Raw genomic sequence first — 16,271 nt, forward strand, 5'->3', positions numbered from 1 at the left:
AAGGAAGGCAGCAGCGATCAGGCCGCGGCCTGCCTGAATTCTGGGGTACGCGACAACAGGGACAGCGAGAACACGCCCCAGTCATGACCGTCGCTGTGGAACGCCTTGTCGACGAAGTGCGCGTAGCGACCAGCGGCCAGATCGCCGATGGCGGTGTCCTGGCCCTGGTCGAAGCTGCGCTGACCGAACAGTTCGTCGATGGTCAGTGCCACGTCGCCGCCGGCCTGCCGCATGATCAGTACACGCTGGCCTTCCTGCTGGACGGTACGTTCGCCTTCCAGGAAGCAACGCAGATCGACCACCGGAAACAGGTTGCCGCGCAGGTTGCCCACGCCCAGCAGCCACGGGTGGGCTCCAGGCACGGGCGTCACGGGGGGCATCGGCACGATTTCCACCACTTCGCGGAAGTCGGACACCAGCCGGCGGTTGCCGACCCGGTAACCCACGCCTCGCCACAGGTCCTGGGCGAACTGGCGCTCGGGCAACTGCACGGCATGGGCCAGGCTGCGGCGCTCGTAGGCTTCAAGGATGTCGAAGGGAGAACGCATCAGCTCACCGCCACCAGTTCATTGATCCTTGCGATCAGCTCGTCCTCGCGCGGCGGCTTGACCATGTAGTCACTGGCGCCCTGGCGGATACCCCACGCCTTGTCGGTTTCCATGTTCTTGGTGCTGACAATGATGACCGGGATGTCCTTGGTGGCCTGGTCACGGCTCAGCGCGCGGGTGGCCTGGAAGCCACTCATGCCCGGCAGGACCACGTCCATCAGCACCAGGTGCGGCGCGTGCGCCTGCACGAGCTTCAGGCCATCTTCGGCATTGTTGGCCACGAGCACTTCGTGCCCGGCCTTGGTCAGCCATTGCGTGAACACCGCCTGGTCGGTCGGTGAATCCTCGATCAGAACGATACGAGCCATTGTGCCTTTCCCCCCTGGTCAGGCGTTGACGTATGTGCGGATGGCACCCAGCAGTTCTTCCCGCGTGAAAGGCTTGGTCAGGTACTGCTCCGAGCCCACGATGCGTCCGCGCGCCTTGTCGAACAGGCCGTCCTTGGAGGACAGCATGATCACCGGCGTGGACTTGAACAGCTGGTTGCCCTTGATCAGCGCGCAGGTCTGATAGCCGTCAAGCCGCGGCATCATGATGTCCACGAAGATGATCTGCGGCTGTTGGTCGGCGATCTTGGCCAACGCCTCGAAACCATCGGTCGCGGTCACCACCTCGCAGCCTTCGCGCTTGAGCAGTGTTTCAGCGGTCCTGCGTATGGTCTTCGAATCGTCGATGACCATGACTCTCAGCCCTGCGAGTTCCCCACCCGCAGCCATGTTTTCAGTCATTACCTTTCCCCGAGCGCGCGACGCTTGTGCCTGGTGATTCGACGTCGCTGCGAAAGCGTATCTATATCCCACCGGGCCTCCGGCATCAAGGGTCTCGCGTGCAGCCCAAGCCGCTCGCGCCCCCGCCCGACCGTAGCACCCCCGAACTGCGCAAACCGTGAAGGCGGCAAACGCAGCGTTCCGCCCAGTCAGGGAAGCCGTCAGGACCCGATTGCAGCTACCATCAGCGCCTGCCCGCCAGGTTGTGACCATGCCGTTGAACGTCATCGTGGTGATGGACCCCATCGCCCACATCAAGATTGCCAAGGACACCACGTTCGCCATGCTGCTGGAAGCCCAGCGCCGTGGCCACGCCCTGCACTACGTCAGCCCCGGGGGCCTGGCCCTGCGTGATGGCGTGGCCGTGGCCCGCACCGCTCCCCTGCAGGTCCGCGACGACAAGGCCGACTGGTTCACCCTGGGCGAGTTCAGCCAGACCACCTTCGGCCCGGGCCAGGTGGTGCTGATGCGCAAGGACCCGCCAGTGGATGCCGAATTCATCTACGACACCCAGGTGCTGGCGGTGGCCCAGCAGGCCGGCGCGCTGGTAGTCAACGACCCGCAGGGCTTGCGCGACTACAACGAGAAGCTCGCCGCCCTGCTGTTCCCGCAGTGCTGCCCGCCGACCCTGGTCAGCCGCCGCCACGCCGACCTGAAAGCCTTCGTGCTCGAGCACGGCCAGGCCGTACTCAAGCCGCTGGACGGCATGGGCGGGCGTTCAATCTTCCGCAGCGGCAGCGGCGACCCGAACCTGAATGTGATTCTGGAAACCCTGACCGACGGCGAGCGCAAGCTGGCCCTGGCGCAGAAGTTCATCCCCGACATCAGCGCCGGCGACAAACGCATCCTGCTGGTCGATGGCGAGCCGGTGGACTACTGCCTGGCGCGGATTCCCCAAGGTGACGAGTTCCGCGGCAACCTGGCCGCAGGCGGGCGCGGCGAAGGTCGTCCACTGAGCGAACGCGACCGCTGGATCGCCGCCCAGGTGGGTCCGGAGATGAAACGACGGGGCATGCGGTTTGTCGGACTGGACGTGATCGGCGATTACCTGACCGAAGTGAACGTCACCAGCCCCACCTGCGTGCGCGAACTGGACGCGCAGTTCGGCCTCAACATCGCCGGCCTGCTGTTCGACGCCATCGAGGCCGGCCTGCCGCAATGAGTGCGACAGCTGCCCCCCTGCTGCCCCACCAGACGCGTGAGTCGCAACGGCTGGGAGCCACTCTGGCGCTCTCGGCACTGGTCCACGGCCTGCTGATCCTGGGGGTCGGTTTCGCGGTTGCCGACAAGGCGGCGCTGGTGCCCACCCTGGATGTGATCTTCAGCCAGACCCAGACGCCCCTGACACCCAAACAGGCCGATTTCCTCGCCCAGGCGAGCCAGCAGGGCGGCGGCGACCACGACACCGCACAGCGCCCGCGCGACAACCAGGCCGGGATCGTGCCGCAGCCGCAGGCGGGCCTGTCGCCCGTGCCGCAGCAGCGACAGGACGCGGCCCGTCCGCCGCCGCCGCAGGCGCGCGTGGTATCCACCCGCAACAGCCCTGACACCGTGGCCGACGCGCAGACTCAGCCGTTGCCGGATGAGCCGCGACCGGACGCGCCGTTGACCGCGCGCGAGCAGCGTGACGCCGACATGGCGCGACTGGCCGCCGAAGTCCATCTGCGTTCGGCGCAGTACGCCAAACGCCCGAACCGCAAGTTCGTGTCCGCCAGCACCCGCGAGTACGCCTACGCCAATTATCTGAGGGCCTGGGTGGACCGCGCCGAGCGCGTGGGCAACCTGAACTACCCGGACGAGGCACGGCAGCGCCGTCTCGGGGGCCAGGTGGTGATCACCGTCGGCGTACGTCGCGACGGCAGCGTGGAAAGTGCGCGCATCCTGCGCAGCAGCGGCACACCGCTGCTGGATGAGGCCGCGCTGCGCGTGGTGCGGCTGGCCCAGCCCTACCCGCCGCTGCCGGAGAGCAAGGACGACGTGGACATCCTGCAGGTCACCCGGACCTGGATGTTCCTGCCCGGTGGAGAGCTGCGCGACGATCGTTGACGGATGTACGTGCACAGGATCATGGCTTTGACACGCATGGCGTGTCACTACGACCCTTGGTCGCCTGGATTGGGGCGCGCCCGGGACTGGGAGTCGTTCCGCGTAGGGACACGCCATGCGTGTCCTCGGGGTGCTGATTACCCTTGTTTGGCGGCGCGCGCGGCCTGCTGTTCGACCAGGGTCAGGGCCACGTTGTTGCGTAGATAGGCGGGCTCGACCCGCTCCGGGGCCATGAAATCACCGCGTTCGTACATCGGCACTGCCAGCGCCAGCACGTCGGAGGCACGCGGCAGGGCCTGCGCATCCACACCGTCCAGTTGATCTGCCAGGCGTGTGGCCAACAGGCCGTCCGCCGCTCCAAAGCCGGTGCCCACGCCAAACCAGCGCGTGCCGTCTGGCAGATCCACCGCATCCGGGGAACACACAGCTTCCTCGCCCTGCAACTGCCAGGTGCCATCCACCCGCACCTGCCGGGCCACATACACCTCGCCCATGCGCGCATCGATGCTGGACAGCACCCGGTCCTGGTCGGCCGGGGCGCGCAATGCCAGCGCCTGCAGGGTCGATACCGGAATCAGCGGGCGATCCAGCGCCAGCGCGATGCCTTGGGCAATGGCAATGGCCAGACGCACGCCGGTGAAGGCACCAGGACCACGCCCCAGCGCGATCGCGTCCAGCTGCGAGCGCGCGATCCCGGCCTCGGCCAGCAGCTGCTCGGCCCAGGGCAGGCTGAGCTCGGCATGTCGGCGCGGTGCCAGCTCGAACCGCTCATGCACCTCGCCATCCACGTAAACGGCAACGGAACAGGCTTCGGTGGCGGTTTCAAAGGCGAGCAGTTTCATGGGCGCAGCAGGTCAACTCAGAACAGGGAGGTTGGAAACGGGTCGTCACCAGCAGGCACCGCCAGCGACTCCGGGCCGTCGGCGGCCAGTGCCCATTGTGGCGCAAAGAAGGCCTGCACATCGGCCAGCACGCGGGTGCGCCGGAATGGCGGCAGCGAATCCATGAAGATGCGCCCATAGCCGCGCGAGGTCAGACGCGGGTCGCACAGCACCAGCACCCCGCGATCGAACTCGCTGCGGATCAGCCTTCCCACGCCCTGTTTGAGTGCAATGACCGCCTGCGGCAGCTGCTCGTCGCGGAACGGATTGCCGCCCTCGCGGCGGATCGCTTCCAGGCGCGCCTCGAACACCGGGTCATCCGGCGCGGCGAAAGGCAGTTTGTCGATCACCACCACGCTGAGCGCGTCGCCCACCACGTCAACGCCTTCGCGGAAACTCGCCGAGCCCAGCAGCACCCCGTTGCCGGACTCACGGAAGCGCTGCAGCAGGGTTGCGCGCGGCGCTTCGCCCTGTACGAACAATGGCCATGGCGCGTCGCGCAGCGCCTCGGCAGCCTCGCGCAGGGCACGATGAGAGGCGAACAGCAGGAACGCGCGCCCGCCGGAGGCATCGAGCACCGGTGTCAACGCGGCGATCAAGGCCGTTCCAAAGCCCCGCGCGGCCGGGTCCGGCAGGCCGGTCGGCAGATAGCACAGCGCCTGGCGTTCCCAGTCGAAAGGGCTGGGCTGCAGCAGGGTAACCGGGTCATCCAGACCCAGGCGCTGGGCAATATGTTCAAAGTGGCCATCCACGGTCAACGTGGCCGAGGTGAACACCCACGCCGCCAGTGATCGCTGGCGGTGCTCGCGCAGCGGACCGGACACATCCATGGGCGTGCGCTGGCAGCGGAATCCTCGTGGGGTGAGTTCGTACCACAGCACGTCGGCTGCGGCCGAAACCTGCGTCGGGTCGGCATCGAAGTCCAGCAGGGGAAGATCCTCTCCGAGCCAGCGCGACAACCGCGATACCGCTTCCTGCGCACGGGCATGGCAGGCGTCCAGCCCCGCGGAGGCCTCGCGCACGCCGTCCAAGGTATCGCGCAGGTTCACCAGCGCGCTCATCGTGGCATCGAAGCCCTCGCGCACCTGCGGTACGGCCAGCGCCCGCCACTGGGTGCCACGCGGCGGCAAACCGTCCATTGCACCGCGCAGGTCGCGCAGGGTCTGTTCCAGTGCGGCCGCAGGTGCCTGCAGGGCGGCCTGTGCGCCACCGACGCTGCGGCTTTCAGCCAGACAGTCTCGGGCCAGTTCCTGCCACGGCCGCATGCCGAAGCCTTCGCCGAAGAAGTTGGCGGCCAGTTCGGGCAGCTGGTGCGCTTCGTCGATCACAAACGCCTGCGCGCCGGGCAGAATTTCGCCGAACCCTTCCTGCTTGAGCGCCAGGTCGGCCAACAGCAGGTGATGGTTGACCACCACCACGTCGGCGGCCTGCGCACGCTGGCGCGCCTGCACGACGAAACAGTCCGACCAGAACGGGCAGTCGGTGCCCAGGCAGTTGTCCACCGTGGAGGTGACCATCGGAAACAGCGGGGAATCCTCGGGCAGCGCATCGAGCTCGGCCATGTCGCCGTGCCGGGTGCGCCCGGACCAGGCCAGAATGCGCTGGAACTGCGCAACCTGTTCGGGGCTGCTGAAACGCGGCTCGCCACGCGCCTGCTGCAGGCGATATCGACAGAGATAGTTGGCCCGCCCCTTCAGCAGTGCACTGCTGTGGCCCACGCCGAGTGCCGCGCGCACGCGCGGTAGATCGCGGTGATACAGCTGGTCCTGCAGCGCCCGGGTTCCAGTGGAGATGATGATCTTCAGCCCGGACAGCAACGCCGGCACCAGATAGGCGAAGGTCTTGCCGGTTCCCGTACCCGCCTCGGCCAGCAGCACGTCGCGCTGCTCGAATGCGTCGGCGATGGCCCCGGTCAGGCGCAGCTGCGCGGGGCGGGCGACAAACGCATCCAGGTGGCTGGCGAGCGCACCGCCCTCGCTGAGGGCTTCGCTGCTGGCGTGGGCAAGACCGATCATGCGGTCATTGTAATGCCCGTGGTTTCAATACCGCTTGATGCCCGGGACGGTGCATCCCTGGATCTGGGCGTGCGCGGAGGCCGCGTTTTCCTGTTCGCCCCGGGCCAGGCGGGACTGCTCGATGGTGGCCCAGTGGCGCCGGCAGAGCGGACCGGTCTTCGAGCCCAGATCCACCGCCTTGCGTGCCAGCGTCTCCGCCTGTGCCCAGTCACCCTGCAGCAGCGCCACCTCGGCGCGCTCCTGCAGCACCGCCGGGTCGCCCTCCGAGACCTGGAGTGCCTGGTCGAGCGCCTGTGCGGCACCGGCCAGGTCACCGGCCTGGCGCTTGCCCTGGGCGACCACGCGCAGGTCTTCCACGGCACCGTCGCGGATGGGCTGCACATCCAGCTCGGTGTCGTCCTTGCCAGCGGCAGCCTCGACCGCCGCCAGACGCTGCGCCGGGGGAGTGGTGTCGACCGGCTTGACTGGTGCCGTGGACGACACGCAACCGGCCAGCACCAGCGTGGTCGCAGCAGCGAGAAGCGAATGACGGAGAGGGATCATGTGCAGCAGCCTCGAAGACGACTCAACGAGCCGGGGAAGTGGCCGCCGGAGCGGCGGCGGCCGGCTCGGGAGCCGGCTCGGGTTTCTTGTCCAGGCCAAACCAGCTGCGCCAACCGCCCCCTTCGCTCTGGCCCTCACCGCCCTCGCCTTCCGGCACGCTGGGCGGCGCGCAGGGGGCATAGGCCGGTGCGTAGCCCACCACGAACGGGAAGCGACGCGCACCCGGACACGCTTCATCGGTAGAGGCCATGCCGCCGGCTTCGACCGGCTGCCAGTCCAGGCCCTTGTTGTTGACCTTCAGCGCCGCGCTGGGCAGGCGGCTGAAGATGCCGGACCACACCCGCATCGCGCCGGTTGCGCCAAACAGGCCGGTCTGCTCGTTCTGGTCATTGCCCATCCAGACCACCGCCAGGTGGTCACCGGTGTAACCGGCATACCAGCTGTCGCGTCCGTCGTTGGACGTGCCGGTCTTGCCGGCCGGCTGCAGCCGGCCGAGGCCGTCGGCATTTAGGCGCTGCGCCGTGCCGCTGGACACCACCTGCTGCAGGCCGATGCTGATCAGGTTGGCCGCAATGGAGTCGCCTTCCTGGGCCGGGGCCGGGGTCTTGTCGTAGCGTTTGAGCAGCTTGCCCTGCGGATCCAGCACACCGCGCACCGCATGGAGGGGCTGGATCTCACCGCCAGAAGCCAGGAACTGATACAGCTGCGCCATGGCGTACGGGCTCTGGTCGGTCGAGCCCAGGATCACCGACGGATTGCTGTCGGCCTTGATCCCGGCCAGCACGTGGATCAGCTGGGTGATCCGCTCGGGCCCGACCTGCATGCCCACGCGCACCGTGGCCTGGTTGTAGGAATTGGCCAGTGCATCCACCAGGCGCACCGTGCCATGGCTGCGGTTGTCCGCGTTGCCGGGCGTCCAGCGCTTGCCGCGGCTGAGCTGCACGGTCACCGGAGAGTCGTCGACGAAGGTGGCCAGCGAATACTTGTCCGGCTGTGCCAACGCCAGCAGGTAGACGAAAGGTTTCAGCAGCGAGCCCACCGGGCGCTGCGCCTCGATGGCGCGGTTGAAGCCCGGCTCGGCCACGTCGCGGCTGCCAACCACCGCCAACACGTCGCCATTGTGCACGTCGGTCAGCACCAGGCCCGCCTGCAGCTCCGGGCGGCGCTTGTTCTCCAACGACTTCAGCGTGCGGGTGACCGAGCCCTCGGCATAGGCCTGGGCCGAGGGCGACATACCGGTCATCACGCTCAGGCCGGCTCCCTGCAGGACCGACTCGGGATAATCGTGCCCCAGCTGGCGACGCACCAGGTCGACATAAGCCGGGAAGCGGTTGGCCGCGATCAGGCCCGGCACCTTCGGAACGCCCAGCGGGGCCTTCAGCGCACGCTGCAGCTCGGCCTGGTCGATCAGGCCGTTTTCATGCAGCTTGCCCAGCACGAAGTTGCGACGATCCAGCGCACGCTCGGGATTACGGCGTGGGTCGTAGTAGGACGGCCCTTTGACCAGGCCGATCAGCAATGCGATGTGTTCGGTATTGAGCGAGGAGAGGTCGCGCCCGAACCAGAACTCAGCGCCGGAGGACATGCCATGGATGGCCTGGCTGCCACGCTGCCCCAGGTACACCTGGTTGAGGTAAGCCTCCAGAATGGTGCGCTTGTCGTAGCGCGCCTCCATGATCAGCGCGTACAGCACTTCATTGAATTTGCGGGTGACGGTCTGTTCCTTGCCAATGCCGAGCAGCCCGCTGCGGGCCAGCTGCTGGGTCAGCGTGGAGGCACCCTGGCGGCTCTGGCCACCCGAACGCACGGTCACCCAGATCGCGCGGACGATACCGCTCAGATCGATACCGTGGTGGCGGTTGAAGTCCTTGTCCTCCACCGCCTGCAGGCCGGTGACCAGCAGCTCGGGGGTTTCTTCCAGGCGCACCAGGCGGCGCTCTTCCTGCTTCTGGCCGTATAGCGTGGCGATCCGCGCTGGGTCCAGCCGTGCGGCCTTCAGGGCCTTCCGGGTGGCCGCATCGCGCAGCGAGGCGATCTGCCCGCCGGAAACCGTCAGCTCGACCCGGCGCGGAGCGACCGGACCGTCCACGTCGTTGTAGCCACGGCTGGAAATGACAAAACGTCCACCGTTCTGGCTGAACGTCGCCGGCGAGGTGCCGTTACCGTCGTCGCGGTACGCCGCGGCCGCCAGCTCGGTTTTCAGGGTCTGTACGTCCATCGCCACGCCCGGGGCCAGCGCCAGCGGCCGTGCGTACACACGGGTGGGAATCTGCCAGCGCAGCTCACCGAAACGCTGGGTGACCTGGGTGTTCAGGTACACGGTGTAAGGGATCAGAAAGCCCAGCGCCAGCGCGAAGGCCGCCATGCCCCAGGTGATCAGACGACTGCGCCAGCGCGGCCAGCGGCTCTCGTTGTCGTCGTCAAACGCGTCGGTGTCGTCGGAATCGTAGCGTGGGGGCACGGGCATGCAAGAATGTAAATGTCGGGCGAGTCTAGCGCAGCCACGGTGGCGCGCGTGTTCCCGGCCTGTTCCCCGCTTAAGCTGGAGTTGTAACGGGATGTCGATGTCCTTGGCCGATGCACGCTACTTCCTGAACCGCATGATCGGTCTGTTCCGGCGCAGTCTGGACAGCCTGCGCACCCGGGGCTGGCGGGCCACCTGGCAGCGCATCCGGGTGCATACCCAGCCGCTGCCGGCGCTGCGCGGGCCGGCGCTGTACCTCCCGGAACCCTCGCCGTTCACCCCGTTCAGCGTCCCATTCGATGCTGAACCGCTGGTCAGCATCGTGATCCCTGTCTACAACCACGTCGATCACACCCTGGCGTGTCTGCGCGCGTTGGCAGCCCACCCGCCGCTGGCGCGCTGCGAAATCCTGGTGGTGGACGACGGCAGCAGTGACCTGACCGGCGAATGGATGCCGCAGATCCAGGGACTGCGGTACGAGGTGCGTGAGCGCAACGGCGGCTTCATCGAGGCCTGCAATGACGGCGTGACCCGATCGCGCGGCCAGTACGTGGTGCTGCTCAACAATGACACCGTGCCGCAGCCCGGCTGGCTAGATGCATTGCTGGACACGTTCTCCAGCGTGCCGGGTGCCGGTCTGGTCGGAGCACAGCTGATCTACCCCGACGGTCGCCTGCAGGAATCCGGTGGCGTCCTGTTCCACGACGGCAGCGCGTGGAGCTATGGTCGCTTTGAGTCCACCGAAGATCCCCGCTACAGCGCGCTGCGCGACGTCGACTACTGCTCGGGCGCGGCGATCATGCTGCCGCGGGCGTTGTGGGACCAGCTGGGCGGCTTCGATGTGCGCTACCGCCCGGCCTACTACGAAGACACCGACCTTGCCTTCGCGGTGCGTGCCGCGGGTCACCGCGTGCTGGTGCAACCAGCAAGCCGGGTCGTGCATGACGAGGGCACCAGCAACGGCACCGACACCGGCAGCGGCATCAAGGCCTACCAGGTGCGCAACCGCGGGGTGTTCGCGCAGAAGTGGGCGACCGCGCTGGCCGCGCACCCCGCTCCGGGCAGCGTGCCTTCCCCGGCACTGCTGCATCGGAGCCAACGCCAGGTGCTGATACTGGATGAGGCGGTTCCGCAGCCGGATCGCGATTCCGGTTCCCTGCGCCAGTTCAACCTGATCCGCATGCTGATCGCCGCTGGCCTGCATGTGGTGTTCGTGCCCACCCGCCGCGAGCATGCCGGGGCTGCCACTGAAGCCCTGCAGCGGCTTGGCGTGGAGGTCTGGTATGCGCCATTCCTGCACGGCATCGGCCCCTGGCTGCGAGAACATGGCCCACGCTTTGCCGTGGTCATGATGGTGCGCCACCACGTCGCCAGCGAATGCCTGCCCCTGCTGCGCAGTTATGCGCCGGGCGCACGGCGGGTGTTCGACACGGTTGACCTGCACTATCTGCGCGAGCGCCGCGGCGCGGAGCTCGCCAACGACCCGGGCCGACTGCGCATGGCCGAACGCACCCGCGAGCGCGAACTCGCGGTCATGGCGGCGTGCGACATCACCGTGCTGGTCAGCGAGGCGGAGCGGGTGCAGTTGCAGGCCGATGCCCCGCAGGTACGGGTGGAACTGATCTCCAATCTCCACGAAGTGGCCGGTGCGGGTGCCCCGTTCGCGCAGCGCCGTGACCTGGTGTTCGTGGGCGGCTTTGCCCACCCGCCCAACGTGGATGGCGTGACCTGGTTCATCAGCGAGGTGTTTCCCCACATCCGTGCCGACCTGCCGGGCGTGCGCTTCCACTGCATCGGCGCGCAGCCGCCGCCGGCGCTGCACGCGCTGGCCGCCGGCCAGCCTGACGTGATCATTCACGGATTCGTGCCGGTGGTAACACCGTACATGGACGAGGTCCGCATCGCCGTGGCTCCATTGCGCTTCGGCGCGGGGGTCAAGGGCAAGGTCAACCTGAGCATGGCGCATGGTCAGCCGGTAGTGGCCACCACCTGCGCGGTGGAAGGCATGCACCTGCATGATGGTGCCGACGTGCTGGTTGCCGATGATGCGCGCGCGTTTGCCGCTGCGGTTGTCAGGCTGTACGAGGACGAAGGACTGTGGATGGCCTTGTCCTCGGCCGGGCTGCGCAACGTGGCCGAGCACTTCTCCCTGGATGCCGCACAGGCGAGCGTGCAGCGCGTCTTTGTCGCGTCCTAGCCCGCGCTGGCCTGGCGGATGCGATCGGCCGCCTGCTCCGCCGTCATCGCGCGCCAGGTCTGCGGCCCGGGATGGAACGGCCGCGGATGCACCCCCAGCAGTTCGGCGAGGCGACGGTTGTCGGCCACCAGATCCTGCCGCAGGCGCGACACCGGCCCGCGCATCCGTGGCCACGCCCTGGACAGCAAGGTCAGCAGGCCGCCGGGCAGATACACCGGCAGTGTCAGCCGGCCGATGCTGCGGTGCACGCGCTGGAACATCTGCTGGTAAGACAGGCGCTCGCCGCCACCGATCTGCAGGATCTGCCCGGCGGCCGCGTCGCACTGCAGCGCCTGCATGACCGCCAGCGCGATATCGTCGGCATGCACGGGCTGGCGAATGCCCTGCGCCATCGGAATGGGAAACACCCGGCTGCGCAGCGCACGCTGCACGAAGGGCGTCAGGCTGCGGTCGACCCCTGCGCCGTACACCAGCGTGGGTCGCAGAATCGTCCACTGCATCCCCAGTCGATCGGCCTGCGCGGCCAGATTCGCCTCGCCCTGCTGCAGCAGCTTCACCAGCGCCTGTTCCGCCGGCTGCGCCGAATGCTGCTTGGTCAGCACGCTCATGGAACTGGTCACGATGATCTTCCGTGCCGGAGCCTGTGTCTGTCGCGCCAACCAGTCGCCCCAGGCATCCAGCGGAGCAAAACTGACGATCGCGCTCCACGGTCGATCGGGACTGGCCAGGGCGCGCATGTCCGCGGCCCACCAGTCCACGCCCACCTGCGCGGGCTGAGCATGGCGACTCAGGGCCACCACGGGTTGTCGCGCGGCCACCAGTCGTGCCAGCAGAAAGCGGCCGATCTGGTTGGTGGCACCCGAAAGGAGAACGGTCATGGGGGTCCTGCAGCGACAACAGCGCGCACTATCGCAAAAACCTCCGCTCAGCGCAGCGCCCCGACGTCGTGCAGCCGCTGCTGCAGGGACTGATACTCCGGTGCCGTCCGCGGTACACCCAGCGCCGCCGCTTGCTGCAGTGCGTCTTGGGCAAAGCTGACCTCCCCGCGTCCCAGACGTTCGCTCCCCAGGGCCAACCAGCGCTGCCCGAGGCGCAGGCGCGCGGTTGCAAGCGTCGCATCATCGCGTCCCAGCGCGCGCCACGCCGCCAGGCAGGCACCGGCTGCCTGGACCCGGTTCTCACGCAGGCGGTCCTCGAAGCAGTCCTGCGTGGCAGGCAGCAGCCGACCGGCGGCCGCGCGCACGCGCGGATCCTGCGGGGCGAGCGCCTGGGCCTCGCGCAGGGCGTCGTAGGCGCTGTCTCCCGGCGGAGTGAGGAACCGACCCTGCGCCTGCGCGTCGTTGAAACGCTGCAGCAGCGACTGCAGTGCCTGCTCCCGACCCGCGCGCGGCCCGTCGCGGGCAGTGAGCGCACGCTGGGCCACGCGTGCCTGCTGCAGAACCTGTTGTGCGGACTTCAGACCGCTCTCGGTGGCACCCAGCGCGCGGGCCTGCGCCAGCGACTGCTCGGCCGGCGCAAAACGGAAATCGCCAGCCAGACGGATCGCCTCGGCCAGCAGCGCGTCGCTGACCTGCTGAACTCCCTGCTGCGCGGTGGTCTCCTCCGGACGGGCTGTCAGCACGGCCTGGAAATGGTCGGCGGCGCTCTCCAGCCGCCCCGCACGCAGGGCCTGCTGACCCAGCAGCAGGCGACGTTCCAGCGCACCGTTGAGCGCCGCTTCACTGGCCGGCAGATCGACATGCCCCGCATCAAACAGACGGGCGCGCTGCAGCAACGGTGCAGCCCGCACGACATCACCCGCGTCGGCCGCCGTGCGTGCCTGCAGCAGCAACTCGGACAAGGCATCCTCACGCCCCTCCAGCGCCCTCACGTGGGTGGGAGCCAAGGCCAGTACCTGTTGGAACAGCGGCAACGCACTGTCCTCACCCCCATCCAGACGGCCGGCGCGCAGAGCCGCTTCAGCGCGCCCGAGCAGCACGCCAAAACCGGCTCCCGCGTGCTGGCGGTCGCGCAGCAACTGCGCGACCGCATCGGCATCGCGCTGCGGAACCTGCAGTTCGCGCGCCAGTCGCAGTGCCTGCTGCGCCGTTTCGAGATCGCCGGCCTGCAGTGCCTTGCGGGCCTGCTGCAATGCGGCCTGCCCGGTACGGGCCAGTCCGCTTCGCGCCTGCGGCCGGTCGCTGTCCAGCGCCAGTGCCGCCTGATACCACTCACGCGCGCCAGTACCGTCGGCCGCGCTCAGCCGCCCTGCGGCCAGTGCACGATCACCGCGATCCAGCAACTGTTCCACCTGCGGCTCATTCCAGAACCAGTTGGCCAGCGGTGCACGCAGCACCACCAGCAGCAGGAACACCGCCGCTGCGGCCAGCAATGCCCACCGCCAGATCCGGCGCGCATGCCAGGCCTGCACCCACCACCAGCGCCCCTCGCGACGCACGCGACGCAACGCGGCCTGGGCAGCGTCCTCATGCGATCCGGTAGGTGGACGGCTCATCCGTTGAGCCTAGCGCTGTTCACGTGAGTTCAGCCTAGACGCCGCACGTCATTGACCCCGGGAAGGGCGTCCAGCTTACCCAGCAGCGTGGCCAGCTGACCGTAGTCACTCACCTTCAGGCGCAGTCGCAGATGCGCACGTCCGCTGTTGCGCACGTTGTCGCTGTGGATGTCGAGCACGTAGGCATCTTCCTGTGCGATCAGGTTGGTGATGTCCTTCAGCAGCCAGCGCCGGTCCACGGCATTGACCACCACATCCACCTCGTAGCCGCCACCGGCCTGCCCCCACTCGACCGGCAGGATTCGCTGCGGGCTGGCGGCCTGCAGGCGGGCCAGTGCGGCGCAGTCGGTACGGTGCACGGTGACGCCGCGGCTGCGGGTCAGGTAACCCACGATGGGTTCACCGGCCACCGGCTGGCAGCACCGGGCCAACTGGACCAGAAGGTTACCCACGCCCTGCACGGTGAATTTGGATTTGCCCAGGCTTTCCCGCCGTGCGGTAGGGCGCGGCACAGCCGGTGCAACCGGCTGCGACGCGGCGCGCTCGGCTTCGAGCAATGCCCGGCTGACCTGATGCGGACCGGTGTCCCCCAGCGCCACCTGGATGTACAGGTCGTCCACGCTGTCGGCATGGAACTTCTTCGCCGCCACGGCCAGATCGGCGTGCTGCAGACCCAGCCGCTTCAGCTCACGGTCGAGCAGTTCGCGACCGGCCTGCACGTTGCGTGCGCGATCCAGCTTGTGGAACCAGTTGCGCACCTTCTCGCGCGAACGGTTGCTGGCCAGGTAGCCGTTGGCGACAAGCAGCCAGTCGCGCCGGGGGTCCGCTTCCTTGCCGGTCAGGATCTCGACCCGGTCGCCGCTGCGCAGCCGGTAGGTCAGCGGCACGATGCGCCCGTTGACCTTGGCCCCGCGGCAACGGTGACCCACCATGGTGTGCACGTGATAGGCGAAATCCAGCGGTGTGGCCCCCTGCGGCAGGTCCATCACCTCATCCTTGGGGCTGAGTGCGTAGACCCGGTCTTCGGTCAGCTCCGCGTCCAGCGCACCGGCCAGTTCGGCCCCCTGCCCTTCCTGCGACTGCTCCAGCAGCTGGCGCATCCAGGTGATCTTGCGATCAAACGCCTTCTCGGCCCCCTTGCTGCCTTCCTTGTAGCGCCAATGTGCGGCGACGCCGAGTTCGGCCTGCGCGTGCATGTCATGGGTGCGGATCTGGACTTCGATGGTGCGCCCCTCCGGCCCGATCACCGCCGTGTGCAGCGAGCGATAGTCGTTGGCCTTGGGCCGCGCGATGTAGTCGTCGAACTCGCTGGGCACCGGCACCCACAGCGAATGCACCACGCCCAGCGCGGCGTAGCAGGCCGCCACGTCCTTCACCATGACCCGCACGGCACGGATGTCATACAGCTGGTCAAACGCCAGCCGCTTCTTCTGCATCTTTCGCCAGATGCTGTAGATGTGCTTGGGTCGCCCGCTGACCTCCGCCTCGATGCCCTGCGCGGCGAGTTCACGAGAAAGGGCCTTCTTGACCGATTCGACGTAGCGCTCACGGGCCACGCGGGTTTCGTCGACCTCCCGTGCGATACGGCGATATGTATCCGGCTCCAGGTGACGGAACGCGAGATCTTCCAGTTCCCACTTGAGCTGCCAGATGCCCAGGCGGTTGGCCAGTGGAGCGTGGATGTCGCGGGTAAGCTGGGCCAGCGCCCGCCGCTCCTCCTCGGGCTGGCGGTCGGCCGCACGCATCCGCGCCAGTTGCCGCGCCAGCAGGATCGGCACGACCCGCAGGTCATGGATGATCGACAGCAGCAGCCGACGCAGGCCCTCGCTGTTGCGTCCGGCCTCGCGGCCTGCGTGCAGCGCCCACACCTGGTCGGCGGCGTCCAGACCGTCCAGCAGCCCCAGCACGGCCGCCTTACGCTCGCCCAGTGGAAGGGCGTCCAGCCCGGCACGCAGCGTCGGCAGGTCGAACAACAGCGCGGCGAGCAGTGCACTGTCGTCGGCAGAAAGCAGCGACAGCGCGTCGATCGTGTCGGCCAGCACCGACCAGGGGACGTGCGGACTCTGCTCGCCCCCTTCGCTCTGCCATCGCTGCAGCAGCGCCGCACGCAGAGGCGGCGACAGGGAGGCCGCCGAAGGTCGATTAAACAAGGCATCCAGGCCGGGGACGGAAGCGCGGTTCACAGCATCATGCAGACAGGACAGAGGCCTCTACACTAGCGCTCCGGCCGTGGTCGGACAATCAAAACACGTGCAT

Annotated in this window: 13 protein-coding genes; 3 read left to right on the top strand and 10 right to left on the bottom strand. The window is 68.0% G+C overall.

Annotation, left to right across the window (positions count from 1 at the left end; translation table 11 throughout):
- Positions 1–17 precede the first annotated feature (17 nt).
- The 3 genes from EGJ34_RS00260 to pilG are packed head-to-tail and all read right to left on the bottom strand — an operon-like array spanning position 18 to position 1,336.
- The gene (locus EGJ34_RS00260; RefSeq protein WP_125357920.1) at positions 18–548 is read right to left on the bottom strand and encodes a chemotaxis protein CheW; all 531 of its coding nucleotides are present in this window, start codon (positions 546–548) and stop codon (positions 18–20) included.
- Positions 548–916 (bottom strand): response regulator, encoded by a 369-nt coding sequence (locus EGJ34_RS00265; protein ID WP_125357922.1) that lies wholly within the window; start codon positions 914–916, stop codon positions 548–550. Before EGJ34_RS00265 ends, EGJ34_RS00260 begins: the two co-directional genes overlap by 1 nt.
- 18 nt (positions 917–934) lie before the next feature.
- Positions 935–1,336, bottom strand: a complete 402-nt coding sequence (pilG, locus tag EGJ34_RS00270) for a twitching motility response regulator PilG (RefSeq protein ID WP_017356958.1) — start codon at positions 1,334–1,336, stop codon at positions 935–937.
- Positions 1,337–1,586: 250 nt separating this feature from the next.
- Between pilG and gshB the strand changes: the two genes are divergently transcribed.
- Together gshB and EGJ34_RS00280 are read left to right on the top strand one after the other, a co-directional pair.
- On the top strand, positions 1,587–2,537 hold the full coding sequence (gshB, locus tag EGJ34_RS00275; protein ID WP_125357924.1) for a glutathione synthase: 951 nt from the start codon (positions 1,587–1,589) through the stop codon (positions 2,535–2,537).
- Entirely contained in the window at positions 2,534–3,421 is an 888-nt protein-coding gene (locus EGJ34_RS00280) for an energy transducer TonB (RefSeq protein ID WP_125357926.1), read from the top strand. The genes gshB and EGJ34_RS00280 overlap by 4 nt, the downstream gene beginning before the upstream one ends.
- A gap of 137 nt (positions 3,422–3,558) precedes the next feature.
- Here EGJ34_RS00280 and tsaB read toward each other — a convergent pair whose 3' ends face one another.
- From tsaB to mrcB, 4 genes are read right to left on the bottom strand one after another with little or no spacing between them, the layout of a single operon-like run.
- Positions 3,559–4,263 (bottom strand): tRNA (adenosine(37)-N6)-threonylcarbamoyltransferase complex dimerization subunit type 1 TsaB, encoded by a 705-nt coding sequence (gene tsaB, locus EGJ34_RS00285; protein ID WP_125357928.1) that lies wholly within the window; start codon positions 4,261–4,263, stop codon positions 3,559–3,561.
- Positions 4,264–4,280: 17 nt separating this feature from the next.
- Positions 4,281–6,317, bottom strand: a complete 2,037-nt coding sequence (locus tag EGJ34_RS00290; RefSeq protein ID WP_125357930.1) for an ATP-dependent DNA helicase — start codon at positions 6,315–6,317, stop codon at positions 4,281–4,283.
- Positions 6,318–6,341: 24 nt separating this feature from the next.
- Positions 6,342–6,860 carry a tetratricopeptide repeat protein gene (locus EGJ34_RS00295; RefSeq protein ID WP_125357932.1) on the bottom strand — a complete coding sequence of 173 codons (519 nt, stop codon included), beginning with the start codon at positions 6,858–6,860 and terminating at the stop codon, positions 6,342–6,344.
- Between the two features lie 22 nt (positions 6,861–6,882).
- Positions 6,883–9,321 carry a penicillin-binding protein 1B gene (gene mrcB, locus EGJ34_RS00300; RefSeq protein ID WP_125358014.1) on the bottom strand — a complete coding sequence of 813 codons (2,439 nt, stop codon included), beginning with the start codon at positions 9,319–9,321 and terminating at the stop codon, positions 6,883–6,885.
- 97 nt (positions 9,322–9,418) lie between these two features.
- On the opposite strand from mrcB, the gene EGJ34_RS00305 reads away from it, so the two are divergent.
- Positions 9,419–11,521, top strand: a complete 2,103-nt coding sequence (locus EGJ34_RS00305) for a glycosyltransferase (RefSeq protein WP_125357934.1) — start codon at positions 9,419–9,421, stop codon at positions 11,519–11,521.
- On the opposite strand, the gene EGJ34_RS00310 is transcribed toward EGJ34_RS00305, so the two are convergent.
- From EGJ34_RS00310 to EGJ34_RS00320, 3 genes are read right to left on the bottom strand one after another with little or no spacing between them, the layout of a single operon-like run.
- Positions 11,518–12,399 (bottom strand): NAD-dependent epimerase/dehydratase family protein, encoded by an 882-nt coding sequence (locus EGJ34_RS00310; RefSeq protein WP_125357936.1) that lies wholly within the window; start codon positions 12,397–12,399, stop codon positions 11,518–11,520. The two genes, EGJ34_RS00305 and EGJ34_RS00310, sit on opposite strands and share 4 nt — an antisense overlap.
- A gap of 47 nt (positions 12,400–12,446) precedes the next feature.
- Positions 12,447–14,015: a hypothetical protein gene (locus EGJ34_RS00315; RefSeq protein WP_125357938.1), complete on the bottom strand. Its 1,569-nt coding sequence runs from the start codon at positions 14,013–14,015 to the stop codon at positions 12,447–12,449.
- 29 nt (positions 14,016–14,044) lie between these two features.
- Positions 14,045–16,198 carry a bifunctional (p)ppGpp synthetase/guanosine-3',5'-bis(diphosphate) 3'-pyrophosphohydrolase gene (locus tag EGJ34_RS00320; protein WP_185750014.1) on the bottom strand — a complete coding sequence of 718 codons (2,154 nt, stop codon included), beginning with the start codon at positions 16,196–16,198 and terminating at the stop codon, positions 14,045–14,047.
- Positions 16,199–16,271 lie beyond the last annotated feature (73 nt).

This window comes from Stenotrophomonas sp. 278 (genome assembly GCF_003935715.1).
In the GTDB taxonomy this organism is placed as follows: Bacteria; Pseudomonadota; Gammaproteobacteria; order Xanthomonadales; family Xanthomonadaceae; genus Stenotrophomonas; species Stenotrophomonas maltophilia_AH.

Excerpts from the sequence above, each read along its gene's own strand:
- EGJ34_RS00265 (WP_125357922.1), bottom strand. The coding sequence starts at position 916 with ATGGCTCGTATCGTTCTGATCGAGGATTCACCGACCGACCAGGCGGTG.
- EGJ34_RS00295 (WP_125357932.1), bottom strand. The coding sequence starts at position 6,860 with ATGATCCCTCTCCGTCATTCGCTTCTCGCTGCTGCGACCACGCTGGTG.
- pilG (WP_017356958.1), bottom strand. The coding sequence starts at position 1,336 with ATGACTGAAAACATGGCTGCGGGTGGGGAACTCGCAGGGCTGAGAGTC.
- EGJ34_RS00315 (WP_125357938.1), bottom strand. The coding sequence starts at position 14,015 with ATGAGCCGTCCACCTACCGGATCGCATGAGGACGCTGCCCAGGCCGCG.
- EGJ34_RS00290 (WP_125357930.1), bottom strand. The coding sequence starts at position 6,317 with ATGATCGGTCTTGCCCACGCCAGCAGCGAAGCCCTCAGCGAGGGCGGT.
- EGJ34_RS00305 (WP_125357934.1), top strand. The coding sequence starts at position 9,419 with ATGTCGATGTCCTTGGCCGATGCACGCTACTTCCTGAACCGCATGATC.
- EGJ34_RS00260 (WP_125357920.1), bottom strand. The coding sequence starts at position 548 with ATGCGTTCTCCCTTCGACATCCTTGAAGCCTACGAGCGCCGCAGCCTG.
- EGJ34_RS00310 (WP_125357936.1), bottom strand. The coding sequence starts at position 12,399 with ATGACCGTTCTCCTTTCGGGTGCCACCAACCAGATCGGCCGCTTTCTG.
- EGJ34_RS00280 (WP_125357926.1), top strand. The coding sequence starts at position 2,534 with ATGAGTGCGACAGCTGCCCCCCTGCTGCCCCACCAGACGCGTGAGTCG.
- gshB (WP_125357924.1), top strand. The coding sequence starts at position 1,587 with ATGCCGTTGAACGTCATCGTGGTGATGGACCCCATCGCCCACATCAAG.
- tsaB (WP_125357928.1), bottom strand. The coding sequence starts at position 4,263 with ATGAAACTGCTCGCCTTTGAAACCGCCACCGAAGCCTGTTCCGTTGCC.